This window comes from Microcella sp., from assembly GCF_046293215.1.
GTDB lineage: Bacteria > Actinomycetota > Actinomycetes > Actinomycetales > Microbacteriaceae > Microcella.
The window spans coordinates 240,479-266,592 of the sequence record NZ_JBKBPI010000001.1 but is presented as its reverse complement, the minus strand read 5'-3'; the positions used below and the strand labels follow the sequence as shown (position 1 = coordinate 266,592).

Annotated in this window: 20 protein-coding genes and 1 tRNA gene; 15 read left to right on the top strand and 6 right to left on the bottom strand. The window is 67.6% G+C overall.

From position 1 onward, the window contains the following. Positions 1–28 precede the first annotated feature (28 nt). A complete protein-coding gene (gene pyk, locus ACK4SC_RS01275) occupies positions 29–1,486 on the top strand; it encodes a pyruvate kinase (protein WP_409614088.1) in 1,458 nt (485 codons plus the stop codon). An 11-nt stretch (positions 1,487–1,497) separates the two neighbouring features. On the opposite strand, the gene ACK4SC_RS01270 is transcribed toward pyk, so the two are convergent. Together ACK4SC_RS01270 and ACK4SC_RS01265 are read right to left on the bottom strand one after the other, a co-directional pair. Beyond that, complete coding sequence (locus ACK4SC_RS01270) at positions 1,498–2,490, bottom strand: SIS domain-containing protein (RefSeq protein ID WP_409614086.1); 993 nt, start codon at positions 2,488–2,490, stop codon at positions 1,498–1,500. After that, on the bottom strand, positions 2,460–3,692 hold the full coding sequence (locus ACK4SC_RS01265) for a phosphotransferase (protein ID WP_409614084.1): 1,233 nt from the start codon (positions 3,690–3,692) through the stop codon (positions 2,460–2,462). Before ACK4SC_RS01265 ends, ACK4SC_RS01270 begins: the two co-directional genes overlap by 31 nt. Positions 3,693–3,790: 98 nt before the next feature. Between ACK4SC_RS01265 and ACK4SC_RS01260 the strand changes: the two genes are divergently transcribed. After that, positions 3,791–5,092: a glycosyltransferase gene (locus ACK4SC_RS01260; protein WP_409614083.1), complete on the top strand. Its 1,302-nt coding sequence runs from the start codon at positions 3,791–3,793 to the stop codon at positions 5,090–5,092. 17 nt (positions 5,093–5,109) lie between these two features. Here the strand turns inward: ACK4SC_RS01260 and ACK4SC_RS01255 are convergent, their stop codons facing one another. Together ACK4SC_RS01255 and ACK4SC_RS01250 are read right to left on the bottom strand one after the other, a co-directional pair. Further along, positions 5,110–5,697 (bottom strand): hypothetical protein, encoded by a 588-nt coding sequence (locus tag ACK4SC_RS01255; protein WP_409614082.1) that lies wholly within the window; start codon positions 5,695–5,697, stop codon positions 5,110–5,112. Between the two features lie 113 nt (positions 5,698–5,810). After that, positions 5,811–5,893: transfer RNA gene (locus ACK4SC_RS01250), tRNA-Leu, on the bottom strand. 54 nt (positions 5,894–5,947) lie between these two features. Between ACK4SC_RS01250 and ACK4SC_RS01245 the strand changes: the two genes are divergently transcribed. Continuing rightward, positions 5,948–6,574: an ANTAR domain-containing response regulator gene (locus ACK4SC_RS01245; RefSeq protein WP_409614080.1), complete on the top strand. Its 627-nt coding sequence runs from the start codon at positions 5,948–5,950 to the stop codon at positions 6,572–6,574. Positions 6,575–6,598: 24 nt separating this feature from the next. Here the strand turns inward: ACK4SC_RS01245 and ACK4SC_RS01240 are convergent, their stop codons facing one another. Next, positions 6,599–7,024: a hotdog fold thioesterase gene (locus tag ACK4SC_RS01240; RefSeq protein ID WP_409614079.1), complete on the bottom strand. Its 426-nt coding sequence runs from the start codon at positions 7,022–7,024 to the stop codon at positions 6,599–6,601. Positions 7,025–7,090: 66 nt separating this feature from the next. Between ACK4SC_RS01240 and polA the strand changes: the two genes are divergently transcribed. The 4 genes from polA (at position 7,091) to rpsA (ending at position 13,994) form a co-directional block, all read left to right on the top strand. Further along, positions 7,091–9,751: a DNA polymerase I gene (polA, locus tag ACK4SC_RS01235; protein ID WP_409614077.1), complete on the top strand. Its 2,661-nt coding sequence runs from the start codon at positions 7,091–7,093 to the stop codon at positions 9,749–9,751. 10 nt (positions 9,752–9,761) lie between these two features. Further along, a complete protein-coding gene (locus tag ACK4SC_RS01230; RefSeq protein WP_409614076.1) occupies positions 9,762–11,435 on the top strand; it encodes a DUF885 domain-containing protein in 1,674 nt (557 codons plus the stop codon). Between the two features lie 14 nt (positions 11,436–11,449). Then, positions 11,450–12,406: an epimerase gene (locus ACK4SC_RS01225; RefSeq protein ID WP_409614317.1), complete on the top strand. Its 957-nt coding sequence runs from the start codon at positions 11,450–11,452 to the stop codon at positions 12,404–12,406. Between the two features lie 145 nt (positions 12,407–12,551). Next, a complete protein-coding gene (gene rpsA, locus ACK4SC_RS01220; RefSeq protein WP_409614075.1) occupies positions 12,552–13,994 on the top strand; it encodes a 30S ribosomal protein S1 in 1,443 nt (480 codons plus the stop codon). 43 nt (positions 13,995–14,037) lie between these two features. Here the strand turns inward: rpsA and ACK4SC_RS01215 are convergent, their stop codons facing one another. Continuing rightward, on the bottom strand, positions 14,038–14,661 hold the full coding sequence (locus tag ACK4SC_RS01215) for a DUF4126 domain-containing protein (protein WP_409614074.1): 624 nt from the start codon (positions 14,659–14,661) through the stop codon (positions 14,038–14,040). Between the two features lie 72 nt (positions 14,662–14,733). Here ACK4SC_RS01215 and coaE point away from each other — a divergent pair, with 72 nt between their 5' ends. From coaE to gap, 8 genes are all read left to right on the top strand, one after another. After that, positions 14,734–15,345, top strand: coding sequence for a dephospho-CoA kinase (coaE, locus tag ACK4SC_RS01210; RefSeq protein ID WP_409614073.1), 612 nt, complete (start codon positions 14,734–14,736; stop codon positions 15,343–15,345). A gap of 46 nt (positions 15,346–15,391) precedes the next feature. Then, on the top strand, positions 15,392–17,458 hold the full coding sequence (uvrB, locus tag ACK4SC_RS01205) for an excinuclease ABC subunit UvrB (RefSeq protein ID WP_409614072.1): 2,067 nt from the start codon (positions 15,392–15,394) through the stop codon (positions 17,456–17,458). A 38-nt stretch (positions 17,459–17,496) separates the two neighbouring features. After that, positions 17,497–20,394 carry an excinuclease ABC subunit UvrA gene (uvrA, locus tag ACK4SC_RS01200; RefSeq protein WP_409614070.1) on the top strand — a complete coding sequence of 966 codons (2,898 nt, stop codon included), beginning with the start codon at positions 17,497–17,499 and terminating at the stop codon, positions 20,392–20,394. A gap of 2 nt (positions 20,395–20,396) precedes the next feature. Further along, positions 20,397–22,271, top strand: coding sequence for an excinuclease ABC subunit UvrC (gene uvrC / locus ACK4SC_RS01195; protein ID WP_409614068.1), 1,875 nt, complete (start codon positions 20,397–20,399; stop codon positions 22,269–22,271). 49 nt (positions 22,272–22,320) lie between these two features. Continuing rightward, positions 22,321–23,193 carry an RNase adapter RapZ gene (gene rapZ / locus ACK4SC_RS01190; RefSeq protein ID WP_409614066.1) on the top strand — a complete coding sequence of 291 codons (873 nt, stop codon included), beginning with the start codon at positions 22,321–22,323 and terminating at the stop codon, positions 23,191–23,193. Between the two features lie 55 nt (positions 23,194–23,248). Next, entirely contained in the window at positions 23,249–24,229 is a 981-nt protein-coding gene (gene whiA, locus ACK4SC_RS01185; RefSeq protein WP_409614064.1) for a DNA-binding protein WhiA, read from the top strand. A 144-nt stretch (positions 24,230–24,373) separates the two neighbouring features. Next, positions 24,374–25,000, top strand: coding sequence for a superoxide dismutase (locus ACK4SC_RS01180; RefSeq protein WP_409614062.1), 627 nt, complete (start codon positions 24,374–24,376; stop codon positions 24,998–25,000). A gap of 106 nt (positions 25,001–25,106) precedes the next feature. After that, the gene (gene gap / locus ACK4SC_RS01175) at positions 25,107–26,111 is read left to right on the top strand and encodes a type I glyceraldehyde-3-phosphate dehydrogenase (protein WP_409614060.1); all 1,005 of its coding nucleotides are present in this window, start codon (positions 25,107–25,109) and stop codon (positions 26,109–26,111) included. Positions 26,112–26,114 lie beyond the last annotated feature (3 nt).

The window sequence follows — 26,114 nt, the reverse complement described above, 5'->3', positions numbered from 1 at the left end:
CCACCACCCCAACTCACTGAAGGACCCCATGAGACGAGCAAAGATCGTCGCGACCCTCGGGCCGGCGACGTCGAGCTACGAGAACATTCGCGCCATCATCGAGGCCGGCGTCGACGTCGCCCGCATGAACCTCAGCCACGGCACCTACGCCGTGCACGAAGAGGTGTACCGCAACGTCCGCCAGGCCGCCGCCGACGCCGGCCGCCCCGTGGCCGTCCTCGTTGACCTGCAGGGCCCCAAGATCCGCCTGGGTAAGTTCGCCGACGGCCCGCACGAGCTCGCCGAGGGCGACATCTTCACGATCACCACCGAAGATGTCGAGGGTACGAAAGAGCTCGTCGGAACCACGTTCAAGGGCCTGCCCGCCGATGTGAAGCCGGGCGACTTCCTGCTCATCGACGACGGCAAGGTGAAGGTGCGGGTGCTCGACACTGACGGTGTCCGGGTACGCACCGAGGTGGTCGTCGCTGGCCCCGTGTCGAACAACAAGGGCATCAACCTTCCCGGCGTCGCCGTGAACGTTCCGGCGCTCTCTGACAAAGACGAGGATGATCTCCGCTGGGGCCTGAAGCTCGGCGCCGACTACATCGCGCTGTCGTTCGTGCGCAACGCCGACGACGTGACCCGTGTGCACGAGATCATGCGCGAGGAGGGCCGGTTCATCCCGGTCATCGCGAAGATCGAGAAGCCGCAGGCGGTCGACGCGCTCGAGGGCATCGTCGACGCGTTCGACGGCATCATGGTCGCCCGTGGTGACCTGGGCGTCGAGTTGCCGCTCGAGGCCGTTCCGATCGTGCAGAAGCGCGCGGTCGAGCTGGCCCGCCGCATGGCGAAGCCCGTCATCGTCGCCACGCAGATGCTCGAATCGATGATCTCGAGCCCCATTCCGACGCGTGCCGAGACCTCCGATGTCGCCAACGCGGTGCTCGACGGTGCCGACGCCGTCATGCTGTCCGGTGAGACGAGCGTGGGGGAGTTCCCCGTGATCACGGTCTCGACCATGGCTCGTATCGTCGACTCCACCGAGGAGCACGGCCTCGAGCGCATTCCGCCGCTCGGCACCAAGCCGCGCACCCAGGGTGGCGCGATCACGCTTGCCGCCGCCGAGGTCGCCGACTTCGTCGAGGCGAAGTACGTCTGCGTCTTCACCGAGTCGGGCGACTCGGCGCGCCGAATGAGCCGACTGCGCTTCCGCATCCCGATGAAGGCGTTCACGCCCGATGAGGCCATCCAGCGTCGCATGGCGCTGACCTGGGGCATCGAATCCTTCCTCGTCAAGCGCGTCACCCACACCGACGCGATGTACCGCCAGGTCGACGAGGCACTGCTCGGCAACGGCCTCGCGACGAAGGGCGACAAGGTCGTCGTGATCTCCGGATCGCCTCCCGGCGTTCCCGGCGGCACCAACGACATTCGCGTGCACACCGTCGGCGACACGATCGGCACTGAGCTGCCGGCGTGGCTGGCGGGCGCGAGCGTCGAGTAGTTCGCCGCGAATTACGCCGGCCCGGGGCGCCCTGAAAAGGCGAACTCCGGGTCGGCGGCGCGCCAGCGGTCGGCGACCAGTTCGAGCGGCAGCAGCTCCGTGAGCGGGCGGATGCGCGCATCCTCGTCGCCGGGGAACCGCACGACGAGCTCCGCGCCGTCAAGCTCGCCGCCGATCGCGGCGTACCGAGCCTTTCGGCGCTGCAACCAGTCGACGGCCTGGGCGTCCCAGTGTGAGCCGGGGAAGATCGCTGCTCGATAATCGTGCGTCCGCGCGGTGTACAGGTCGACGTGCGCCCAATCGCCGGTCTCGCAGGCGACCGCGAGGCGCCGGGGCAACTCGCGCACCATGAGTGCCGACTGCTGGGCAGAACACAGGCGCTCGGCGGGGGCAAGCACGTGGGTTCCCGCCGGGGAGAGCAGCACCTCGCTGAGCGGCTCGAGCCAGGTGTCCCGATCGGCGAGCAGTGACGCCGTCGCTGTCGCGGCGCGGTCCAGTTCGCGTCGGGCGGCCTCGGCCGTCGTGAGGCCGAGCAGGCGCTCGAGCACGACGACGGTGTGGCGGTAGGTGCGGCACGCCACGCCACTTGCCTCCACGCCGGCGTGCAACAGGCTCACGGCGTCGGCCGCCTCGGCCAGCGCCGATTCTGGTCGGTTGGTCACGGCGATGAGTCGCCCGGTGCCCCGGTAGCGGTCGACAGCGTGCAGCACCTCGGCGCTGCCGCCCGTCGCGGAGATCGCGATGACGGCGAGGTCGTCCGCCGGCGGCGGCAACTCGTCGGTGCTGGCGAGTTCGTCGATCACGACGTGTCCGAGCGCTCGGGCCGCCCGGGCGACGCGGCCTGCCGCGTACCGGCTCGACCCCATGCCCAGCACCAGCACCCGCGAGGGGGAGAGCCGCTCGCGGAGCGCGGCGCCGTCGTCCGGCTGACCGAACGCATCCGCGAGGTGCGCGAACGCCTCGGGAATCGCGGTCAGGTCGTCGAAAAAGCGGGCGGTGTCCACGGTGGGTCCTCCAAGTTGGGGTCGGCGGAGAATCGGTGGGCGATCGCCCAGTCGGCGGCGTACGCCCACCGCGGCAGGAAGTCGCGGGCGTAGCGGAGCTCGCGCACGAGTCGCGCCGCCCGAAGCCCCGGAAGGCGTGCGGGGTCGAGCAGCGGTTGCCCCCCATAACTGGGAGCAACCGCGTCGTAGGCGGCGACCAGGCGCTCCTGCGCCGTGCGACACCACTGCGCGATGCGTGTGTCATCGGCCCCCCGACGTTTGGCGACGATGGCGCCGACGAGGTCGATGGAGACCTGCAGGTGGGCGACATCCCGCGCGGCATCCCCGACGTCGTCGCCGGCGGGATGCTGGGGGTCACCGTCGAAATCGATCACGCGCAACCTGCCATCTCCGTCGCGCAGCACCTGGCCGACGTGCAGGTCGCCGTGGAGCGCGAATTCGGGAGCCGTGGGATCAGGGAGCGCATCGATAAGGTCGCGGAGCGCCGCCGATCGAGCGGCGAGCCGCTGCGCGGCGCCGGGGCGCTCGGCCGCGCCCGCGCCGTGCGCGATGACGTCGGCGAGAACGGCGACGGCAGCGGCGCGCTCCTCGGCACCGCGCGCACGGGGAGTCGTGCGCGACGTCGCCGTCGCAGCGGCGAGCGCCACGTGCAGCTGCGCCGTGAGTGTCCCGAGCTCGTCGGGAAACGAGGGGTCCGCTCCGCCGTCGAGGTGCTCCATGAGCGCGTCAACCGCCCACGACCATCCGTCCGTGGCGTCGGGCACCCGCGCGGTCACCACGGCGACCAGGGTGCCGGTGTCGGCGTGTTCGACCGTGCCGACGACGGGCGGCACGAGTGCCGGCGCGTTCTCGGCCACGAGTCGCTGCAATCGGGCGCCTCGGTCGGCCGTGCCGAGGTGCCGCGGAACCTTCACGATGTGGGTGCTGCCGACAATGAGGGCCCAGCTCGTCATGTCGACGTCGGCGGCGAACGCGGACTCGGCCCCCGAGACCGCGGGGGATGCGCTCGACGACGGTCGACCGACGAGGGGGCCCGCCGTCGCGCCGGACACCGCGAGGGCGGCGAGGGCGGCGGCGACCCCGTCGGAGGCGACCGCCTCGCCGGATGCGCCGGTAATCGAAACGGCGCCACGAGCATCCCATTCGACGCGGCCAGCCCCCAGCGACACGCCCCCGGGGGCGGGTAGTGCGGGGGTCGTCATGACGCCCATCTTTGCACTGCCGTTCCGACGGCGGCGGTGTCAGGATGGGGGAGAAGCGCGTGGCGAGGAGGCCACGCGGGAGGAGGAGAGCCGCGCCCATGACCGCACCGTTGACCTTCCTGTTCATGCCTGAAAGCGCCTACGGTCCGACGAACAACTGCATCGGCATCGGGGCCGAACTGCGTGCGCGGGGCCACCGCGTTGTTTTCGCCGCCGAGTCGTCGTGGGCGGGCAAGCTGGCACCCCTCGGCTTCGAGGAAGACCTCGTTGACCTCGCGCCCCCGCCGGAGGCCGGCGCGGCTGAGCAGTCGGCTGGCCAGTTCTGGAAGGACTACATCGACGCGATCAAGCCGGAGTTTCGCAAGCCCACCATCGAGCAGCTCGAGACGGTGGTCGCCCCGATCTGGCAGGAACTGATCGACGGTGCGCGGTACTGCGAGCCGCAGTTGCGCGAGATCATCGCGCGAGTGCAGCCCGATGTGATCATCGAAGACAACGTGCTGTGCTTCCCCGCGCTGGTGACCGCGGGCAAGCCCTTTGTGCGCATCGTCAGCTGCAACCCCCTGGAGGTTGGGGGCGATGACATCGCGCCGGTCTTCTCGGGGCTGGGGGAGGCCGATCGGGATGCCTGGGGCGCTTTCCGGGCCGAGTACGACCGCACGCACCGCGCCATGTGGCACGACTTCGCGGCCTGGGTCGAGTCACAGGGTGCGCCGCCGCTGGACGACCTTCAGTTCATTCACTCGGGCGTGGCCAACCTCTACGTGTACCCGCGCGAACTCGACTACACCGACGCGCGCCCGTTGGACGACAGCTGGACCCGCCTGGACTCGTCGATCCGCGACACGGACGAGGAGTTCACGCTCCCGGACGAGTTGCGCACGGGCGATGAACCCCTCATCTACTTCAGTCTCGGCTCTCTCGGCAGCGCCGACGTGTCGCTCATGCGCTCGGTGCTTGATGCCCTCGCGGATGGTCCCTACCGAGTGATCGTGTCGAAGGGCCCGCGACACGACGAGATCGAGTTGCCCGCCAACTGCTGGGGCGCTGAGTTTCTGCCTCAGACCCGGATCCTGCCCCTCGTCGACCTCGTGATTACTCACGGGGGAAACAACACCACTACCGAGGCGATGCACTGGGGCAAGCCGATGGTCCTGCTGCCGCTGTTCTGGGACCAGTACGACAACGCTCAGCGCGTTCACGAGCGGGGCTACGGTCGGCGCCTGTCGACGTATGGTTTCTCGGCCGACGAGCTACGCGCCGCCATCGACGAGCAGCTGGCCGATGCGGCGCACCTGGAGCGGTTACGGGCGACAGGGGAGGCAATCCGTGCCCGCGACGGTCGTCGTCGCGCCGCCGACGTGCTGGAACGGGTCGGCGCGGGGAGCCGCACGCTGTAGCGGCTCCCCGCAGTCCCCTACTGTGCGACGACGTTCGGGTCGCCGGTGTGGCGATGGCGCGTACCCGCGGCACTGCCGAGGATGGCGCCTGCCAGCGACACCACGGCGATGACTACGGCGGTGATGATTGTTGTCGCCGTGAGGTCGGTGCCCGTCAGCGGTAGCAAGGGGAACCCGTCGACGCGGGCGAACCCGTCGAGTTGCGTTCCTCCGACAGCGGCAAGTACGCCGACGACGATGGCGAAGACGACGGCCCACAGCCAGACGACGAACCCTTGCATGATGCCCGAGACGCGGGCCATGCGCCCGGCGACATAACCGCCTGCGACGTAGGCGATGAACAGCACCAGGGCCAGGATGATCGCACCGACAACGCCGATCGTCGTTGCTTCGGCAAGGGCGCCTTCGACCGCCTCTTCAGCCGTATTTGCGTTACCAAGGCCGATTGCAGCTCCAATGCTGGCGACCAGGGCGGTGAGAAGAAGGGCGGCACCTGTGGCGGTGAGCCAGCCGAGGAATGCCGAGCCCACCGCAACGCCCTCGTCCGTATGGACAGGGTGACGTGCGGGGTCGTGAGGATGCGTGGTGGAACGTGCGGTGGTCATGGTGATCTCCTTCGTTCGAGAACCACCAGGAAACCGCGATGTCGTCGTACGCTCACCGGGCTTGACCCAGAATCACAATGACGCTAGGGGCGCCCGTGAGGAGCATTCATTCGTACCGGCTGTGGGACTCGAACCCACACGCCCTTTCGGACAACGCATTTTGAGTGCGTCGCGTCTACCATTCCGCCAAGCCGGCCTGCGCGCATCCCCATCGATGCTTGCGTAGTGACCATACCGTAGGCTTTCGTCCGTGAGTGATGAGCAGCAGACCACCGCCCCCCGCCGTGTTGTCGTCGCCGAGGACGAGTCGCTGATTCGCATGGACATCGTCGAGATTCTGCGCGACAACGGCTACGACGTCGTTGCCGATGTGGGCGACGGTGAGGCGGCCGTCGAGGTCGCCACCGAGCTTCGCCCCGACCTCGTCGTGATGGACGTACGCATGCCGAAGCTTGACGGCATAGAGGCGGCGAAGCGACTGAGCGAGAACCACATCGCCCCCGTCGTGCTGCTGACCGCGTTCAGCCAGAAAGAGCTGGTTGAGCAGGCCAGCGAGGCCGGCGCGCTCGCCTACGTGGTGAAGCCGTTCACGCAAAACGACCTGTTGCCGGCGATCGAGATTGCGCTGAGCCGCTACCAGCAGATCATCACGCTCGAGGCCGAGATTGCCGACATGGCCGAACGCTTCGAGACGCGCAAGCTCGTCGACCGCGCGAAGGGCCTGCTGAACGAGCGCATGGGGCTGACCGAGCCCGAGGCCTTCCGCTGGATCCAGAAGGCGTCGATGGACCGCCGCACCACGATGCAGGCCGTCGCCCAGGCGATCATCGACCAGCTCGCGCCGAAGAAAGACGCGAAGAAGGACGACGAGAAGTAGAACGCGCCCCGCGCATCCCGCCCGTCAGCGGTCGCGCAGCATGTTCGTCATGCGCACCGTCGAGAGGCGCCGCCCCTCCTCGTCGCGGATGACGATCTCGTGGGTCGCGAGCGTGCGGCCGAGCACGAGCGCGGTGCAGGTGCCGGTCACGAGACCGCTGGTGACCGAGCGGGAGTGCGTCGCGTTGATCTCGATGCCGACGGCGTAGCGGCCGGGGCCGGCGTGAATCGCCGACGAGATCGACCCGAGGCTCTCGCCGAGCACGACGTGTGCGCCGCCGTGGAGCAGCCCGATGACCTGCGTGTTGCCCTCGACCGGCATCGTGGCGACCGATTTCTCGGCCGACAGCTCGAGAAACTCGATGCCCATTTTGCGCGTGAGCGCCCCGCCGCCAGATTCCACGAGACGGGCGACAAGCTCCGGGTCGAGATCATCGGGGATGCGCGTCACAGGTTCTCCTCGCGAGCGTCGGGCGGTCTCGGGGCCGCGTCGGCGCACGCCGTTAAGCTGGCGGGCGTGACGGACTCCGCAAAGCCTACTCTGCTCATTGTCGACGGCCACTCGCTGGCATTTCGGGCCTTCTACGCCCTGCCGGTCGACAGTTTCGTCACGCGCGACGGGCAACACACGAACGCGATCCACGGCTTCATTTCGATGTTCCTGGGGCTCTTGGCGAAAGAGAAGCCCAGCCACGTTGCGGTGGCGTTCGACATTTCGCGTCACTCGTTCCGCACTCGCGAGTACCCCGAGTACAAGGGCACACGCGGAGAGACGCCGCCCGAGTTTGTGGGCCAGGTGCCGCTGCTGCAGGAAGCATTGGCCGCGATGAGTGTGACGACCATCACGAAGGAAGACTTCGAGGCCGACGACATCCTGGCCACACTCGCGACCCAGGGGGCCGAGCAGGGCTTTGATGTGCTGGTCGTCTCGGGTGATCGCGACACCATCCAGCTCGTCAACGACAGGGTGACGCTGCTGTACCCGAACGCGCGCGGGGTGAGCGAACTCAAGCGCTACGACCCCGACGCGGTGCGCGAACGCTACGGCATCAACCCCGAGCAGTATCCCGAGATCGCCGCACTGGTCGGTGAGACCAGCGACAACCTGCCCGGCATCGACAAGGTCGGTGAGAAGACGGCGGTGAAGTGGATCACGCAGTACGGCTCGCTCGACAACCTGCTCGCCCACGCTGACGAGATCACGGGCGTCGTCGGCAACAACCTCCGCGAGCAGCGCGACCGTGCCGAGCGCAACCGCCGCCTGAACCGCCTCGTGACCGACGTTGAACTGCCGGTCGGCCCGAGCGATCTCGAGCGCAAGCCGATGGCCGTGCCCGCGGTGAAGAGCGTCTTCGAGCGCCTGCAGTTCCGCACCCTGACCGAGCGCGTGCTGAAGATCGCCGCGGCCGAGGGTGCCGATATGGGCGAGGCCGTCGACGCGGGAGCCGCCGCGCGTGACGCAGCCCCTGCCGTACGCACCCTCGTCGACGAGGAGCTCGCGGCGTGGCTGCGGGCAAACGGTGCGAGCGAGTTGGCGCTCGTCGCCGAGGCGGACGGCGGCGAGCTGCGCGCGATCGGGCTGGCGAACAGCCGCGAGACCGTCCAGGTGAACTGGGCCGCCCATCGACCCGACTACGCCGCCCTCGAGGAGTGGCTGGCAAGCGACAGTCCCAAGGTTGTCGCCGACGCCAAGCAGCTCACCGCGCTGCTCGACCCCGTCGGGATGCCCGTTGACGGCATCGCATGGGACGCCAAGCTCGCCGCGTGGCTGCGTGCCCCCGGCACGCGCACCGCAAGCCTCGCCGAGATTGTCGACGACGTGCTGGGGGAGACCCTGCCGCAAGCCGACCCCAACCAGTTGCTGCCCGACACCGAGGCCGTGCCGGCCGCAACCAGCGCGTGGTACCTCCTGCGGGTCGCGCAGGCGCAGCGTGAGCGTCTCGACGGGGGGTCGACCCGTGTGCTCACCGACATCGAGGTGCCGCTCGCGCCCGTACTGGCCCGCATGGAGGCGATCGGCGTCGCCGTCGATCGCGACGGGCTGCAGACGCTGAGGCGCGAGCTTTCCGAGACGGCCGCCGGCCTCGCCGAGCGGGCCTTTTCTGAGATCGGCCGCGAGGTGAATCTTGGCTCGCCGAAACAGCTGCAACAGGTCTTGTTCGACGAGCTCGGCATGCCGAAGACCCGCGCCACCAAGACCGGCTACTCGACCGACGCCGCCGCGCTCGCCGATCTGCAGGCGAAGCACCCGCACCCGTTCCTCGGCATCCTGCTCGAGCACCGCGACGCGACCAAGCTCGGGCAGATCGTCGAGAGTCTCGACAAGGCGGTGCGCGATGACGGCCGCATCCACACGACGTACGAGCAAACGGGCACGTCGACGGGGCGGGTGTCGTCAACAGACCCGAACCTGCAGAACATTCCCGTGCGCACCGACGTGGGTCACCGCATCCGTGCCGCCTTTGTGGCGGGCGACGGCTTCGAGAGCCTCTTGACCGCCGACTACTCGCAGATCGAGATGCGCATCATGGCGCACCTGTCGGGCGATGACGGCCTCATCGAGGCATTCCGCTCGGGCGAAGACCTGCACCGTTTCGTCGGTGCGCGCATCTTCGGCGTCGAACCGGCTGACGTGACCCCCGCGATGCGCACCAAGGTGAAGGCGATGAGCTATGGCCTCGCCTACGGGCTGAGCGCCTTCGGTCTGAGCAAGCAGCTCGGAATCGAAACGTCCGAAGCCAAGCAGCTCATGGCCGACTACTTCGCCCGCTTCGGCGCGGTGCGCGACTACCTGCGCAGCGTCGTCGAGCAGGCCCGCGCCGACGGCTACACCGAGACCATCTTTGGCCGGCGCCGCCCCTTCGGTGATCTGAACTCGCCGAACCGGGTACTGCGCGAGAACGCCGAACGCGCGGCCCTCAACGCTCCGATCCAAGGCACCGCGGCCGACATCATCAAGATCGCGATGCTTGGCGTCGCCGCCGACCTGCGTGAGCGGCGACTGTCGTCGCGGCTGCTGCTGCAGGTTCACGACGAGCTCGTCTTCGAGGTCGCTCCCGGCGAGCGTGATGAGCTGGAAGAGCTTGTGCGCGCCCGTATGGGTGGTGCCGCCGAGCTGTCGGTGCCGCTCGATGTGCAGGTGGGAGTGGGTCAGAACTGGAACGAGGCCGCGCACTAGTCTCGATTGCATGACTGAGAGCACTGGCGCTCACGAAGCGCGCACGCCCACCGAGATCGACCGCATCGCTGAAGAGTGGGTCGACACCCTCGTCGCCTTCAGCCCCGAGCTGGCCACCTACATTGGGGCCGACGGCGACCTTGACCGGTACCAGGACTACTCGCCGAACGGCCGTGCCGCGATGCGCGGCGCGGCTCACGCGACGATCGCCAAGCTCGAGGCGGCCGAGCCCGTTGATGACACCGACCGCGTCACCAAGACCGATCTGCTCGCCGAACTCACTCTGGAGATCGAGCTGGGTGATGCCGGCTGGGAGGCGCGCGACCTCAACGTTCTCGCCTCGCCCGCCCAGGGCATCCGCGAAATCTACGACCTGATGCCGACCGGCAGTGACGACGACTGGGCGATCATCGCGAAGAAGCTCACCCGTGTCTCCGACGCCCTCGAGGGCTATGCCGAAACGCTGCGCGAAGGTATCGCCCACGGCAACACACCCGCCGTGCGTCAGGTGCGCGAGGTGCTCACGCAGGTGCGCACGAACGCAAGCCCCGACGGTTTTTTCCACGAGCTGGCGAGCGGCGCCGAGGTCTCGGACGCTCTGAAGAATGACCTGCTCGACGGTGCCCGGCAGGCCGCCGAGGCTTACGGCCGGTTCGGCGACTTCCTCGAGAACGAGCTTGCGCCCGCCGCCCGCGCCGACGATCCGGTGGGCCGTGAGCTGTACGAACTGCTCTCCCGGCGCTTCCTCGGGGCCACAATCGACCTCGACGAGACCTACGAGTGGGGTATCGAGGAGCTGCGTCGCATGGTCGACGAGCAGACCCGCGTCGCCGACCAGATTCTGCCCGGCGCGAGCGTCGAAGAGGCCATCGCGCACCTCGAGAAAGACCCGGCGCGCAAACTGCACGGTCGCGAGGCGCTGCGCGAGTGGATGCAGCAGCTGAGTGACACGGCCGTCGACGAACTGTCGCGCACCCACTTCGAGATTCCCGACCCGGTGAAGAAGCTCGAGTGCATGATCGCCCCGACCCCCGGTGGCGCGATTTACTACACCGGTCCCACCGACGACTTCTCGCGTCCGGGCCGCATGTGGTGGTCGATTCCTGAGGGTGTCGACGAGTTCGACACGTGGCGCGAAACGACGACGGTGTACCACGAGGGGGTTCCCGGCCACCACCTGCAGATCGGCCAGGCGGTCTACAACCGAGCGCAGCTGAACTCATGGCGGCGCTTGCTGGCCGGCACGAGCGGGCACGCCGAGGGCTGGGCCCTGTACGCCGAGCGGCTCATGGAAGAGCTCGGCTACCTCGACGATCCGGCCGACCGACTGGGCATGCTTGACGGCCAGCGCATGCGCGCTGCCCGCGTCGTGCTCGACATCGGCGTGCATCTCGGCAAGATTCACCCCGAAACGGGGCAGGTGTGGACGAGCGAGGATGCCTTCGCCTTCATGCGCAAGAACGTCAACATGAACGACGGCTTCGTGCACTTCGAGGTGAACCGCTACTTGGGCTGGCCGGGCCAGGCGCCGTCGTACAAGGTCGGTCAGCGCATCTGGGAGAACCTGCGCGCCGAGACGAAGCAGCGCGAGGGGGCCGACTACAGCGACAAGGCGTTCCACAAGCGCGCCCTCGACATCGGCGGCGTCGGCCTCGACACGCTGAAGGTCGCTCTGCTCGGCTGAGTGGACGAGTGACGATGACGCCGCGCGTGGTGATCGCCGGGGCATCCGGCTTCATCGGCGACGCGGTGGCCCGCGACTACGCGGACCGCGGCTGGCAGATCGTGACGATCGGCCGCCGCGGTCCGGTGTCGTGGGGTGACACCTCCGCCGTGGCGGAGGCCGTTGACGGCGCCGACACCCTCATCAATCTCGCGGGCCGCAGTGTCAACTGCCGGTATACCGCGAAGAACCGGGCCGAGATCCTGTCGTCGCGCGTCGATACGACGCGACAGCTGAACGCTGCCGTGCGCGAGGCCACCCAGCCGCCGAGGATCTGGTTCAACGCGTCGACGGCCACGATCTACCGGCACGCGACCGACCGCCCCCAGACCGAGACGTCGGGCGACATCGGCACTCGGTTCAGTGAACAGGTCGCCTCCGCGTGGGAGTCGGCGCTGTTCGACGGCGAGCTGCCCGGCACCAGACGCGTCGCGCTGCGCTTGTCGATCGTGTTCGGTGCCGGGGGAGGGGCTCTTCCTCCCCTCGTTCGGCTGGCGCGCTGGGGTCTCGGCGGCCCGCAGCACGATGGTTCCTGGCCGTCGACGCGCGCTCGCCGCGCCGCTGGCACCGACCTGCCTCCCGGCAGCCCCGGTGGCCGGCAGATGGTCAGCTGGATTCACATCGACGACGTTGTCGCCGCGCTTCGATTCCTGGATGCTCACGACGACATCGCGGGACCGGTGAACGTCACCGCTCCCCGCCCCGTCGACAATCGCACGCTCATGAGGGCCGTGCGCCACCGCCTGGGACGACCCATCGGCCTGCCCGCCTACCGGTTCATGCTTGAGCCGGCAATGGCGGTGCTACGCACCGAACCCGAGCTCGTCCTGAAGAGCCGGTGGGTGCTGCCCGAGCGGCTCGACAAGGCGGGGTTCTCGTTCGCGTATCCCGATCTCGATGGCGCGCTCGCGAGCATCCTGAACCGGGCGTAGCCCGCCGTTTGCCGCGCGCCCGCTCGCCGCGCTAGGCTGGAGAGTCGTCGATTTGACGACGATCCTGTCCGCATGCCCGGACGACACCCACAATGCACCACGTCGTTTCGGGCCCGAACCCTGTCCGCATCGGAGCAACCACTACATGACAACCGCAACGACCAACGCCCCCAAGCAGATCGCGATCAACGACATCGGGTCTGCCGAAGACTTCCTGGCGGCGGTCGAAGAGACTTTGAAGTTCTTCAACGACGGTGACCTCATCGAAGGAACCGTCGTGAAGATCGACCGCGACGAGGTCCTCCTCGACGTCGGCTACAAGACCGAGGGTGTTATTCCCTCCCGCGAGCTTTCCATCAAGCACGACGTTGACCCGACCGAGGTCGTCGCCGTCGGCGACAGCGTCGAGGCCCTCGTTCTCCAGAAGGAGGACAAGGAAGGTCGCCTCATCCTGTCGAAGAAGCGCGCGCAGTACGAGCGCGCCTGGGGCGACGTCGAGAAGATCAAGGAGGCCGACGGTGTTGTCACCGGTACGGTCATCGAGGTCGTCAAGGGTGGCCTCATCGTCGACATCGGCCTGCGCGGCTTCCTGCCCGCGTCGCTGATCGAGCTGCGCCGCGTGCGCGACCTGACGCCGTACCTCGGCCAGGAGATCGAGGCGAAGATCCTCGAGCTCGACAAGAACCGCAACAACGTCGTGCTGTCGCGTCGCGCTCTGCTCGAGCAGACGCAGTCCGAGAGCCGGTCGAACTTCCTCAACGCGCTGGCCAAGGGTCAGGTGCGCAAGGGTGTCGTGTCGTCGATCGTCAACTTCGGTGCGTTCGTCGACCTGGGCGGAGTTGACGGCCTCGTGCACGTCTCCGAGCTCAGCTGGAAGCACATCGAGCACGCCAGTGAGGTCGTCGAGGTTGGCCAGGAGGTCACCGTCGAGATCCTCGAGGTCGACCTCGACCGCGAGCGCGTGTCGCTCTCGCTCAAGGCGACCCAGGAGGACCCGTGGCAGGTGTTCGCCCGCACGCACGCGATCGGTCAGATCGCGCCGGGCAAGGTCACGAAGCTCGTTCCTTTCGGTGCGTTCGTTCGTGTCGCCGACGGTATCGAGGGCCTCGTGCACATCTCGGAGCTGTCGAGCAAGCACGTCGAGCTCGCCGAGCAGGTCGTGTCGGTGGGTGACGAGGTCTTCGTCAAGGTCATCGACATTGACCTCGAGCGTCGCCGCATCTCGCTGAGCCTCAAGCAGGCCAACGAGGGTGTCGACCCCGAGGGCACCGAGTTCGACCCGGCCGTCTACGGCATGCCCACCGAGTACGACGAGCAGGGCAACTACAAGTACCCCGAGGGCTTCGACCCCGAGTCGGGCGAGTGGAAGGACGGCTTCGAGGAGCAGCGCACCAAGTGGGAGCAGGACTACGCTGCCGCCCAGGCGCGCTGGGAAGCTCACAAGAAGCAGGTCGCCCAGTCGATCACCGACGAGGCCGAGCTCGACGTTCCCGCCGCGGGTTCGTTCAGCTCCGACTCCGCCGGCGCGGGAACCCTCGCCGACGACGAGTCGCTCGCCGCACTGCGCGAGAAGCTGTCGGGCAACTAGCACCACCCGGGCGCGCGAGCGCCCGTACGACGCGGGTCGTCTCCTACACGGAGGCGGCCCGCGTCGCCGTTTCCGGCTGCGGAACACGGCGGCGTCGGTCTCGGGCGCGCCGCAACACGAGCGTTGTGCCCACCACGAGTGCGACGATCACGACGAGGACCAGGATCGGCACAACGAGCGCCAGAACGCTGAGCGTGACGGCGGCGATGTCTTCTGCGGTCGACAGTGCGGGCGCGGCGGCACCGGCCGTGAGGGTGTTCGCGGCGACCCGCACGAGGGCCTTCGCAAGATGGACGACAAGGGCGATCCCGACGCCGATGGCGATGGGCACCCACTGGCCCGATTCCACGAAGGCCGCCGGGTCGCTCACCGCGACCGTCTCCGCACTCGCTCCGCCACCGAAGACGATGCCACCCGAGGCGGGGCGCACAACGGACTGGATCCAGTCGTTGATCGAGTCCACGGCCGGAATCTTGTCGGCGACGAGCTCACAGACGAGCAGCACGGCGATGATGCCGAGCACCCACTCGTTGCTGAGCCACGCCCAGCCCGCTGGCAGCGTCACGCCCTCGATGAACCGGCCGGCAAGGCCCAGGATGAGCAGGGGAATGTAGGCGTTCAAACCGGCCGATACCGCGAGTCCCGCGCCGGTGAGCAGTTCGAGCATGGCGCCTCCTGACGGGTTCAGTTGCCGTCATGCTAGACCCGGGCGCTCACCTTCGCCCGATAGCCTTCGCGCATGGATGTCGTCGGCCTCACCGGAGGAATCGCCGCGGGCAAATCGACCGTCGCCACGCGGCTTGCCGAACTCGGCGCCGTCGTCATCGACGCTGATCGTCTGGCGCGGGAGGCGGTCCAACCGGGAAGCCCCGGGCTCGCCGCCATCGTGGCGCACTTCGGCGACGCTGTGCTCAGCGATGACGGTTCGCTCGACCGCGCGGCGCTTGGGCGCATCGTGTTCGCCGATGAGGAGGCGAGGGGCGTGCTGAACGGCATCGTGCATCCGGAGGTTCGCCGACGCTACGCCGAGGCGGTGGCGGATGCTCGCGCGAACGACCCCGACGCGGTGATCGTCTACGACGTTCCGCTGCTGGCGGAGGCGCGGGCTGCGGACGAGTTCGGCACGATTGTCGTCGTCGATGCCCCCGCCGAGACGCGGATCGCTCGACTTGTTGAGCTGCGGGGAATGGACCGGCGGGAGGCGGAGAACCGCGTCGGCAGTCAGATCAGCGACGCGGAGCGGCGCGCCATGGCGGACGTCGTGATCGACTCGTCGGGAACCCTCGACGAGACGCTCGCACAGACTGACGAGCTGTGGCGTCGGTTGCGCGCGGGCAGTTCCGCAGGCTGAGTGCCCGCCCAGCGTCGATGTCGGGGGTGCGGCCTAGGCTTTCGGCATGCAACCCACGCGGTCTGTTCGCCCCTTCGAGGTGGTCAGTGAGTATCAGCCAAGCGGTGATCAACCCCAGGCGATCGCCGAGCTTGCGGGGCGCATCAACGCGGGGGAGACCGACATCGTGCTGCTCGGCGCGACCGGTACAGGAAAGAGCGCCACGACCGCCTGGCTGATCGAACAGGTGCAGCGGCCCACGCTCGTGCTCGCGCACAATAAGACGCTCGCCGCTCAGCTCGCGACCGAGTTTCGCGAGCTGATGCCGCACAACGCGGTCGAGTACTTCGTGTCGTACTACGACTACTACCAACCTGAGGCGTACGTCCCGCAGACCGACACCTTCATCGAAAAAGACAGCTCGATCAATGCCGAGGTCGAGCGCCTGCGCCACTCGACGACGAACGCTCTGTTGAGTCGCCGAGACGTCGTGGTTGTGTCCACCGTGTCGTGCATCTACGGCCTGGGGGCGGCGGAGGAATACCTCGACGCGATGGTCGCTCTCCAGGTCGGCCAGAGCATTTCACGCGACCAGCTCATTCGGGCCTTCGTCGCGATGCAGTACCAGCGAAACGACGTCGACTTCTCCCGCGGCAAATTCCGCGTTCGCGGCGACACAATCGAGATCATCCCCGTCTACGAAGAACTCGCCATCCGCATCGAAATGTTTGGCGACGACATCGAGGCGCTGTATGCGCTGCACCCGCTCACCGGAGACGTGATCAAGACCCTGGACGCCGTGTCCGTCTTCCCGGCGACGCACTACGCGGCCTCACCGGACACGATGCACCGGGCGATCGGCACGATCCGCGACGAGCTTGACGAGCGACTCGCCGAACTTGACCGGCAGGGCAAGCTGCTCGAGTCGCAACGACTGCGCATGCGCACGACGTATGACCTCGAGATGATGGAGCAGATTGGCTTCTGCAATGGCATCGAGAACTACTCGCGCCACATCGATGGTCGGGCGCCGGGCGAGCCCCCGCACTGCCTCCTCGACTACTTCCCCGATGACTTTCTCGTGGTGATCGACGAGAGCCACGTCACCGTGCCCCAGATCGGCGCGATGTACGAGGGCGATGCGAGCCGCAAACGCACACTCGTTGAGCACGGCTTCCGCCTGCCGAGTGCTCTCGACAACCGCCCGTTGCGGTGGGAAGAGTTCCTACAGCGCACGGGCCAAAAGGTGTACCTGTCGGCCACCCCCGGAAAGTACGAGTTGGGCGTCTCCGACGGCGTCGTCGAGCAGATCATTCGGCCCACCGGCCTCGTCGACCCCCAGATCGTGGTCAAGCCGTCCCAGGGCCAGATCGACGACCTGCTCGAACAGATCCGTCAGCGCGTCGAACGCGACGAGCGCGTGCTCGTGACCACGCTGACCAAGAAGATGGCCGAAGAGCTCACCGACTTCCTCGAAGAGGCCGGCGTGCGGGTGCGGTACCTGCACTCCGACGTCGACACACTGCGCCGCGTCGAGCTGCTGAGAGAGCTGCGGCAGGGCGTCTACGACGTTCTCGTCGGCATCAACCTGCTGCGCGAGGGCCTCGACCTGCCTGAGGTGTCGCTGGTTGCCATTCTCGATGCCGACAAGGAGGGGTTCCTGCGCTCGTCCACTTCGCTTATCCAGACGATCGGGCGGGCCGCGCGCAACGTGTCGGGCGAAGTACACATGTACGCCGATGTGGTCACCCCGTCGATGGCGCAGGCGATCGACGAAACCAACCGCCGCCGCGACAAACAACTCGCGTACAACGCCGAGCACGGCATCGATCCGACCCCGCTGCGCAAGCGCATCGCCGACATCACTGACCAGCTGATTCGCGAGGGCGAAGACACTCGGGAACTGCTCGAGGGGCGTGCCGACGGCAAGCGGGCGGCTACGCCGGTGCGGCGACGCGAAGGAAAAGCTGCTGAAGGTGCCGCCGAACTCGAGACGATCATCGCCGACCTCACGGCCCAGATGCTCGCGGCCGCCGATGAGCTCAAGTTCGAACTCGCCGCGCGCCTGCGCGACGAGGTGCAAGAGCTGAAGCGCGAACTGCGGCAGATGTCCGAGGCCGGCCACGTCCGCTGAGAGACGGCCGGGCATCCGTGTCGGAGGCGGAGCCTAGAATGACGCGAGTGCCGGCAACCCCTCTCGAATCCGCCCCTCACTTGAGCGTGCGCGGCGCGCGCGTACACAATCTGCGCGACGTCGATCTCGTCATCCCTCGCGACGCACTCGTCGTGTTCACCGGTCTGTCGGGCTCGGGCAAGAGTTCGCTCGCCTTCGACACGATCTTCGCCGAGGGTCAACGGCGCTACGTCGAGTCGCTGTCCGCCTACGCTCGACAGTTCTTGGGCCAGGTCGACCGGCCCGACGTCGACTTCATCGAGGGCCTGAGCCCCGCCGTATCGATCGACCAAAAGTCGACCAATCGCAACCCGCGCTCCACGGTCGGCACGATCACCGAGATCTACGACTACATGCGTCTGCTGTGGGCACGCGTCGGTATTCCGCACTGCCCCGAATGTGGCGAGCGCATCCAGCGCCAGACGGTGCAGCAGATTGCCGATGAGCTCATGCAGATGGAGGAGGGCACGCGGTATCAAGTGCTGGCCCCCGTGGTGAGCCAGAAAAAGGGCGAGTTTGTCGACCTGTTCAAAGAGCTCGCCCAGGCGGGCTACTCGCGCGCCGTCGTCGACGGCGAGACGATCTCGCTCTCGGAGGCCCCCGCGCTGAAGAAGCAGAACAAGCACGACATCGCTGTTGTCGTCGACCGCCTGGTGGCGAAAGCCGATCTGCTGCAGCGTCTCACCGATTCGCTCGAGACGGCGGTCGGCCTCACCGACGGTCTCGTCGTCATCGACTACGTCGACCGCGACCCGAAGGCGGCCGACCGTACCCGCACCTTCAGCGAGAAGCTCAGCTGCCCGAACCGCCACCCGCTGCAACTCACCGAAATCGAGCCGCGCACGTTCTCGTTCAACTCACCGTTCGGCGCCTGCCCGGTCTGCTCGGGGCTCGGTACCCGCATGGCGGTTGACGACGACCTGCTCATTGGTGACCCCAGCCTGTCGCTCAACGACGGCGTGATTCTGCCCTGGAACCAGCAGGGGAAGGGCCTGTACAGCTACTTCCAGAAGCTGCTCGCCGGGCTGGCGCGTGACCTCGGCTTCTCCCTCGACACCCCGTGGGGAGACCTCGAAGAGAGTGTGCAGCAAGCCGTGTTGCACGGCAACGACTTCGAGGTGCGGGTGAAGTGGCGCAACCGCTACGGCCGCGACGTGTCGTACTCGACGGGCTTCGAAGGCGTTATCCCCTACATCGAGCGCAAGTACGCCGAGGCGGAAAGCGACTGGTCGCAGCAGCGTTTCGCCGAATACCTCCGCGAGGTGCCGTGCTCCGAGTGCGACGGAGCCCGACTGAAGCCCGAGGTGCTGGCGGTGCAGGTCTCGGGGCGCTCGATTTCCGAGATTGCCGAGCTGAGCATCCAGGATGCCTACGCATTCATGGAGTCGCTCACGCTCACCGAGCGCGAAGCGGCGATCGCCGCCGCGGTGCTGCGCGAGATTCGCGCGCGGCTCGAGTTCCTCCTCGAGGTCGGGCTCGGCTATCTCACGATGGCGCGCGCCGCGGGTTCGCTCTCGGGCGGTGAGGCGCAGCGTATTCGCTTAGCCACGCAGATCGGGTCCGGGCTGACCGGTGTTCTCTACGTGCTCGACGAGCCGTCGATTGGGCTCCACCAGCGTGACAACCGACGCCTCATCGACACGCTCGTGAAGCTGAAGAACCTCGGCAACACGCTGATCGTCGTCGAGCACGACGAAGACACGATCCGCACGGCCGACTGGGTCGTCGACATCGGTCCCGGCGCGGGTGAGCACGGCGGTCGCGTGGTGCACTCCGGTTCGTACGCCCAGCTCATCGAAAACCCGAAGTCGATCACGGGTGACTACCTGGCCGGGCGCCGGCACGTCATCGAGCGCGTCGAACGCCGCCCGATTGACGACAGCCGCACGCTCACGGTCGTCGGCGCGAAGGCCAACAACCTGAAAGACGTGACGGTCGACATCCCGCTCGGGGCGTTCGTGGCGGTCACCGGCGTGAGCGGCTCGGGCAAGTCGACCCTCGTGAACGACATCCTGTACAAGGTGCTTGCCAACAAGCTCAACGGGGCCCGACAGGTTCCCGGCAAGCATGTTCGGGTCACCGGGCTCGAGCATCTCGACAAGGTCGTGCACGTCGACCAGGCCCCCATTGGCCGAACGCCGCGCTCGAACCCCGCCACATACACGGGCGTGTTCGACCGCATTCGCCAACTGTTTGCCGAGACCGTTGAGGCAAAGGCCCGCGGCTATCAGCCGGGGCGCTTCAGCTTCAACGTCAAGGGTGGCCGGTGCGAAAACTGCGCCGGTGACGGCACGATCAAGATCGAGATGAACTTCCTGCCCGACGTGTACGTCGCCTGCGAGGTGTGTGGGGGAGCCCGCTACAACCGCGACACGCTGCAGGTGCACTACAAGGGCAAGAACATCGCCGAAGTGCTCGACATGCCCATCGAAGAGGCTGCCGAATTCTTCGAGCCGATCAGCGCGATTCACCGCTACTTGAAGACGCTCGTCGACGTCGGACTCGGTTACGTGCGCCTCGGCCAGAGCGCCACCACCCTCTCTGGGGGCGAGGCGCAGCGGGTCAAGTTGGCGACCGAGCTCCAGAAACGCTCGAACGGCCGCAGCATCTACGTGCTCGACGAGCCAACCACGGGGCTGCACTTCGAAGACGTACGCAAGCTCCTGGTCGTGCTGAACGGCCTCGTTGACAAGGGCAACTCGGTGATCGTCATCGAGCACAACCTCGACGTGATTCGCGCGGCCGACTGGCTCATCGACCTCGGCCCCGAGGGTGGGGCCGGCGGGGGCACGATCGTCGCGACGGGAACACCCGAGGAGGTGGCGCGGGTCGAGGCGAGCCACACCGGGAGCTTCCTGCGCGAACTGCTGCCCGCTCTCGAGGTCGTCGGAGCCTAGTCGTGGTCTCGCGCGACGACTGGAGGCCGCGGCGAGGCGAGATCCCCACCGCGCCCGGCGTGTACCGCTTTCGCGACGACGCCGGTCGTGTTCTGTACGTGGGGAAGGCCAAAAACCTCAGGGCGCGGCTGACGAACTACTTCCAGCCCCTTCACTCGCTGCATGAGCGCACGCGCCGCATGGTCACAACCGCCCGCGGTGTCGAGTGGACGATCGTCGGCACCGAGCTCGAGGCGTTGCAGCTCGAATACACGTGGATCAAGGAGTTCGCCCCGCCGTTCAACATCAAGTTTCGCGACGACAAGACCTATCCGTACCTTGCGATCACGCTGGGCGACGCCGTGCCGCGCGTCATGGTGACGCGCACCCGCGGCATCCGCGGAGCGCGCTACTTTGGCCCGTACACGAAGGTCTGGGCGGTCCGCGAGACGGTCGACACGATGCTCAAGGCCTTCCCGATGCGGTCGTGCTCGGACTCCGTCTACAAGCGCGCGGAAAGCACCAACCGTCCGTGTCTGCTCGGCGATATCGGAAAGTGCGCGGCTCCCTGCGTCGGGCGCATTGCGAAATCCGATCACAAGGCTATCGCGCTCGACTTCGCCAGCTTCATGGCGGGCAACGACGTCTCGTACGTGCGCGGCTTGAAGAAGAAGATGGCCGAGGCGGCAGAGGCGTTTGACTACGAAACGGCCGCGCGCATCCGCGACCAGATCGGCGCCCTCGAGACCGCTTTAGAGAAGAGCACGGTGGTGCTCGCCGAGGACGTTGACGCCGACGTGTTCGGCATCGCGCACGACCAGCTGTCTGCCGCGGTGCAGCTGTTCACCGTGCGGGGTGGTCGCATCCGAGGCGTTCGCGGCTGGGTCGTCGACACCGAGCTCGATGTCTCGCTCGGCGACCTTGTCGACACGGCCCTGCAGAACGCGTACGACGACCTCGTCCCGCCGCGCGAGATCATCGTGCCGGCGCTGCCGGACGACGTTGCTGCCCTGCAGCAGGTGCTCGGCGATCGGCGTCGAGCGGCGGGCGAGCGTGGCGGCGTCCAGGTGCGCACTGCGCTCCGTGGCGACAAGGCGTCACTCGCCGACACGGTGCGCCAGAACGCGCACGGCGCCCTTGTGCAGTACACCACCCGTCGCGCCGGAGACTTCACCGCTCGTTCGCAAGCCCTCGCCGACATTCAAGAAGCGCTGGGCCTCGCCGAGGCGCCGTTGCGACTTGAGTGCTTCGACGTGTCGCACTTCGGCGGAAAAGGCCAGGTCGCCTCCATGGTCGTGTTCGAGGACGGCCTGCCGAAAAAAGACCAGTACCGCCGCTTCGCGATCGAGGATGCGCGTGACGACACCGACGCGATCTACCAGGTGCTGCGCCGCCGGCTCGCGTACCTGACCGATTCCGCCGCTGACCCCGATGCTCCGCCGCCCAGCGGCACCCGCGCCGCATTCCACTACCGCCCCGGATTGCTCGTGATCGACGGCGGCGAGCCCCAGGTCAACGCCGCTGCGCGTGCTCTCGCCGACGCGGGCGTCACCGACATCGCGGTGTGCGGAATCGCGAAGCGCCTCGAAGAGGTGTGGCTGCCGGGGGAGGGGTTCCCCGTGATCTTGCCCCGGGCATCCGACGCGCTGTTCTTGCTGCAGCGACTGCGTGATGAGGCGCACCGATTCGCGCTGCGGTATCAGCGTTCGACCCGCAAACGCGACATTCGCACCCAATTGGCCGACGTTCCCGGCCTCGGCCCCGCACGCATCCAGAAGCTCCTCGCGCACTTCGGGTCGGTGACCCGGTTGCGCGCCGCCGACGAGGCCGACCTCACGGCGGTCGACGGCATCGGTTCCGCGCTTGCCGCGGAGATCCGCCGGGCGCTGCGCGGATGAGTCGGCGGGTAGGCTGGTGGTGTCCACAACCCAACCGCAGGCTGAGGCGATGACCGACACTCCCGCGCACGACGTTCTGATCGTTACCGGCATGTCGGGGGCAGGCCGGTCGACGGTCGCGAACGCCTTGGAAGACCTCGGCTGGTACGTCGTCGACAACCTGCCGCCCCAGATGCTGCGTCCGCTGGTCGATCTGGCCGTGCACCCCGGAAGCCAGCTGCCGTCGCTCGCGGCCGTCGTCGACGTTCGCGGCGGCAAACTGTTCGCCGACCTGGTTGACATCGTGCACGAGTTGCGCACGCGGTCGAACCTGCGGGTGCTCTTCCTCGAGGCGACCGACGATGCCCTGGTTCGGCGTTTCGAGCAGGTGCGGCGGCCGCACCCGCTTCAGGAGGACGGCACCCTGCTCGACGGCATCGCCCGCGAGCGGGAACGGATGCTCGAGGTGCGCGAGCTCAGCGATATCGTCATCGACACCACCAGCTTCAACATTCACCAGCTCGCCACGACCGTGTCCGACATCTTCGCGCCCCAGGGCACGGCCGACGTCAAGGTCACCATTGAGAGCTTCGGCTTCAAGTACGGCACCCCCACCGACGCGGATGTGGTGACCGACGCCCGGTTTCTCCCGAACCCCTTCTGGCAGCCCGACTTGCGCGGGTCGACCGGGCTCGACGAGCCGGTGCGCGACTATGTGCTCGCGCAGCAGGGCGCAGACGAGTTTCTGGAGGGGCTGGTGGCGATGCTGCGACCCGTCCTCGCGGGCTACGCGCGCGAGAACAAGCGGCACGCGACGTTTGCGATTGGCTGCACGGGGGGCAAACACCGATCGGTGGCGATGGTCGAGCAGCTCGCTGCTCGTCTGCGCGAGATCCCGTCGATCGCGGTCACGGTGAAACATCGCGACCTGGGACGCGAGTAGGCTCGACTGTCGCCCCGAGGGCACAGACATGGATTCGCGAGAAAGAGGTACGCCTGTGGCACTGACCGCCGACGTCAAGGAGGAGCTGGCCCGGCTGGCAGCGACAAAGACGACGGTGCGGGCAGCAGAACTCGCCACGATCCTGCGCTTCGCTGGCGGGTTGCACATGATTTCGGGCCGCATCGCCGTCGAGGTCGAACTCGATTCGCCGAACGTCGCTCGTCGTGTCCGCCGTGACATCGCCGAGCTCTACGGAATGCGCAGCGACGGTGCCATCCTGTCGCCCGGCGGGGCCCGCAAGAACCCCGCATACGTCGTGCGCGTCGTTGACGGCGGTGAGACGCTCGCTCGGCAGACCGGCCTGCTGGATGCACGCCGGCGCCCGGTTCGCGGTCTGCCGAACAAGCTCACCACGGGCGGTCCTGAGCAGTTGGCCGCGATCTGGCGCGGGGCCTTCCTGGCTCACGGCTCGCTGACCGACCCCGGTCGCTCGGCTGCCCTCGAGGTGAGCTGCCCCGGTAACGAGTCCGCGATGGCACTCGTGGGGGCTGCGGGCCGACTGGGCATCCCGGCGAAGGCGCGCGAGGTTCGCGGCGTTCACCGCGTGGTCATTCGTGACGGCGAGAAGATCAGCGACATGCTCCGGCTGATGGGTGCCGACGAGACGGTGCACGCGTGGGAAGAGATGCGCCAACGCCGCGAGGTGCGGGCAACGGCGAACCGCCTGGTCAACTTCGACGACGCCAACCTCCGTCGCTCCGCCCAGGCCGCGGTGGCGGCGTGTGCTCGTGTCGAGCGCGCCCTCGAGATCCTCGCCGACGATGTCCCTGACCACCTTCGATACGCGGGGGAGCTGCGACTCGCGCACCGCGATGCGAGCCTCGACGAGCTCGGTCACCACGCAGACCCGCCCATGACGAAAGACGCCGTGGCCGGGCGCATCCGCCGCCTGCTCGCCATGGCCGACAAGCGCGCCGAGCAGCTGGGCGTTCCCGGAACCGAGGCCAACCTTCCTGAGGGCGTCGACGTCGAATAGGCGGCGCGCACCGCACCCTGGGCATCCCCGGAGTATCGGGAACAGGCCGCGGGGCAGGCAGGTTGTCGTCACTAGACTGACGACCAGTCAGCGGGGTGGCCGACCGGGCGCCCCGGCATCCGTCACGGAGGAGATGACACGTCGATGACCACCTACAGCCTTCCCGATCTGGGCTACGACTACGGTGCGCTTGAGCCGCACATCAGCGGCCGCATCATGGAGCTGCACCACTCGAAGCACCACGCGGCCTACGTCGCCGGCGCGAACGCCGCCCTCGAGGGCATGGCCGCCGCGCGCGAGTCGGGTGACTTCGCCAACATCAACCGGCTCGAGAAGGATCTCGCCTTCCACCTGGGCGGGCACGTCAACCACTCGATCTTCTGGACCAACCTCTCGCCCGAGGGCGGCGACAAGCCGACCGGCGAGCTTGCGGCAGCGATCGACGAGTTCTTCGGATCGTTCGACAAGTTCGTCGCGCACTTCACCGCCGCGTCCATGGGCATCCAGGGCTCGGGATGGGGCGTGCTGTCGTGGGATCCGATCGGTCGACGCCTCGTGATCCAGCAGTTGTTCGACCAGCAGGGCAACACGGCGCAGACCACCGTGCCGCTTCTCCAGCTCGACATGTGGGAGCACGCGTTCTACCTCGACTACGTCAACGTGAAGGCTGACTACGTCAAGGCCTTCTGGAACATCGTCAACTGGCAGAACGTGGCCGACCGTTTTGCCGCGGCGCGATCGACCACTGACGGCCTCCTGCTACTGTCGTAATCAACGGCGACGTGGCCGGGGCGCTTTCGCCCCGGCCACGCGCGGTTCAGCCCACCACCACTACATCGCAGCCTCCGCTGCCCCCGCACCCCCACAGGAGTTCTTCGTGAGCGTGAAGATCGGTATCAACGGCTTCGGCCGCATCGGCCGTAACTACTTCCGGGCCGCCCTCGCCCAGGGCAGCGACCTCGAGATCGTCGCCGTCAACGACCTGACCGACAACGCGGCGCTCGCCCACCTGCTGAAGTACGACTCGATCACGGGACGCCTCGACGCCGACGTTCAGCTCGATGGCGACACCATCGTCGTCAACGGCAAGCCGATCACCGTGCTCGCCGACCGCGACCCCGCCAACCTTCCCTGGGGTGACCTGGGTGTCGACATCGTCATCGAGTCGACCGGGTTCTTCACCAAGGCCGAGGCCGCAAAGAAGCACCTCGACGCTGGCGCGAAGAAGGTGCTGATCTCGGCACCTGCCACCGGTGAAGACGCCACGTTTGTCGTGGGTGTGAACCACGAGGACTACGACCCCGCCACCCACCACATCATCTCGAACGCGTCCTGCACCACGAACTGCCTCGCGCCGCTGGCCAAGGTCTTCAACGACGAGTTCGGCATTGAGCGCGGCCTGATGACCACCGTGCACGCGTACACGGCCGACCAGAACCTGCAGGACGGCCCGCACGGCGACCTCCGCCGGGCCCGCGCCGCCGCGGTCAACATCGTTCCGACCTCGACCGGCGCCGCCAAGGCGATCGGCCTCGTGCTGCCCGAGCTGAAGGGCAAGCTCGACGGCTTCGCGCTGCGCGTGCCGGTGCCCACGGGCTCCATCACCGACCTCACGGTCGAAGCGAGCCGCGAGGTGAGCGCCGACGAGATCCTCGCCGCGTACAAGGCCGCCGCCGAGGGCCCGATGAAGGGCATCCTCAAGTACACGGAAGACCCGATCGTCTCGAGCGACATCGTGACCGACCCGCACTCGTCGATCTTTGACGCGGGTCTGCTGCGGGTGAACGGTACCCAGGTGAAGCTGTCGTCGTGGTACGACAACGAGTGGGGCTACTCGAACCGCCTGGTTGACCTCACCGAGTACGTCGCCGAGCGCCTCTAGGCG

Bases quoted from the DNA above. Each gene is read 5' to 3' on its own strand.
- uvrA (WP_409614070.1), top strand. From the start codon at position 17,497: ATGACGCGAGTGCCGGCAACCCCTCTCGAATCCGCCCCTCACTTGAGC.
- ACK4SC_RS01265 (WP_409614084.1), bottom strand. From the start codon at position 3,692: ATGACGACCCCCGCACTACCCGCCCCCGGGGGCGTGTCGCTGGGGGCT.
- rpsA (WP_409614075.1), top strand. From the start codon at position 12,552: ATGACAACCGCAACGACCAACGCCCCCAAGCAGATCGCGATCAACGAC.
- uvrB (WP_409614072.1), top strand. From the start codon at position 15,392: ATGCAACCCACGCGGTCTGTTCGCCCCTTCGAGGTGGTCAGTGAGTAT.
- ACK4SC_RS01180 (WP_409614062.1), top strand. From the start codon at position 24,374: ATGACCACCTACAGCCTTCCCGATCTGGGCTACGACTACGGTGCGCTT.
- pyk (WP_409614088.1), top strand. From the start codon at position 29: ATGAGACGAGCAAAGATCGTCGCGACCCTCGGGCCGGCGACGTCGAGC.
- ACK4SC_RS01215 (WP_409614074.1), bottom strand. From the start codon at position 14,661: ATGCTCGAACTGCTCACCGGCGCGGGACTCGCGGTATCGGCCGGTTTG.
- ACK4SC_RS01255 (WP_409614082.1), bottom strand. From the start codon at position 5,697: ATGACCACCGCACGTTCCACCACGCATCCTCACGACCCCGCACGTCAC.
- ACK4SC_RS01230 (WP_409614076.1), top strand. From the start codon at position 9,762: ATGACTGAGAGCACTGGCGCTCACGAAGCGCGCACGCCCACCGAGATC.
- ACK4SC_RS01260 (WP_409614083.1), top strand. From the start codon at position 3,791: ATGACCGCACCGTTGACCTTCCTGTTCATGCCTGAAAGCGCCTACGGT.
- ACK4SC_RS01225 (WP_409614317.1), top strand. From the start codon at position 11,450: ATGACGCCGCGCGTGGTGATCGCCGGGGCATCCGGCTTCATCGGCGAC.
- rapZ (WP_409614066.1), top strand. From the start codon at position 22,321: ATGACCGACACTCCCGCGCACGACGTTCTGATCGTTACCGGCATGTCG.
- coaE (WP_409614073.1), top strand. From the start codon at position 14,734: ATGGATGTCGTCGGCCTCACCGGAGGAATCGCCGCGGGCAAATCGACC.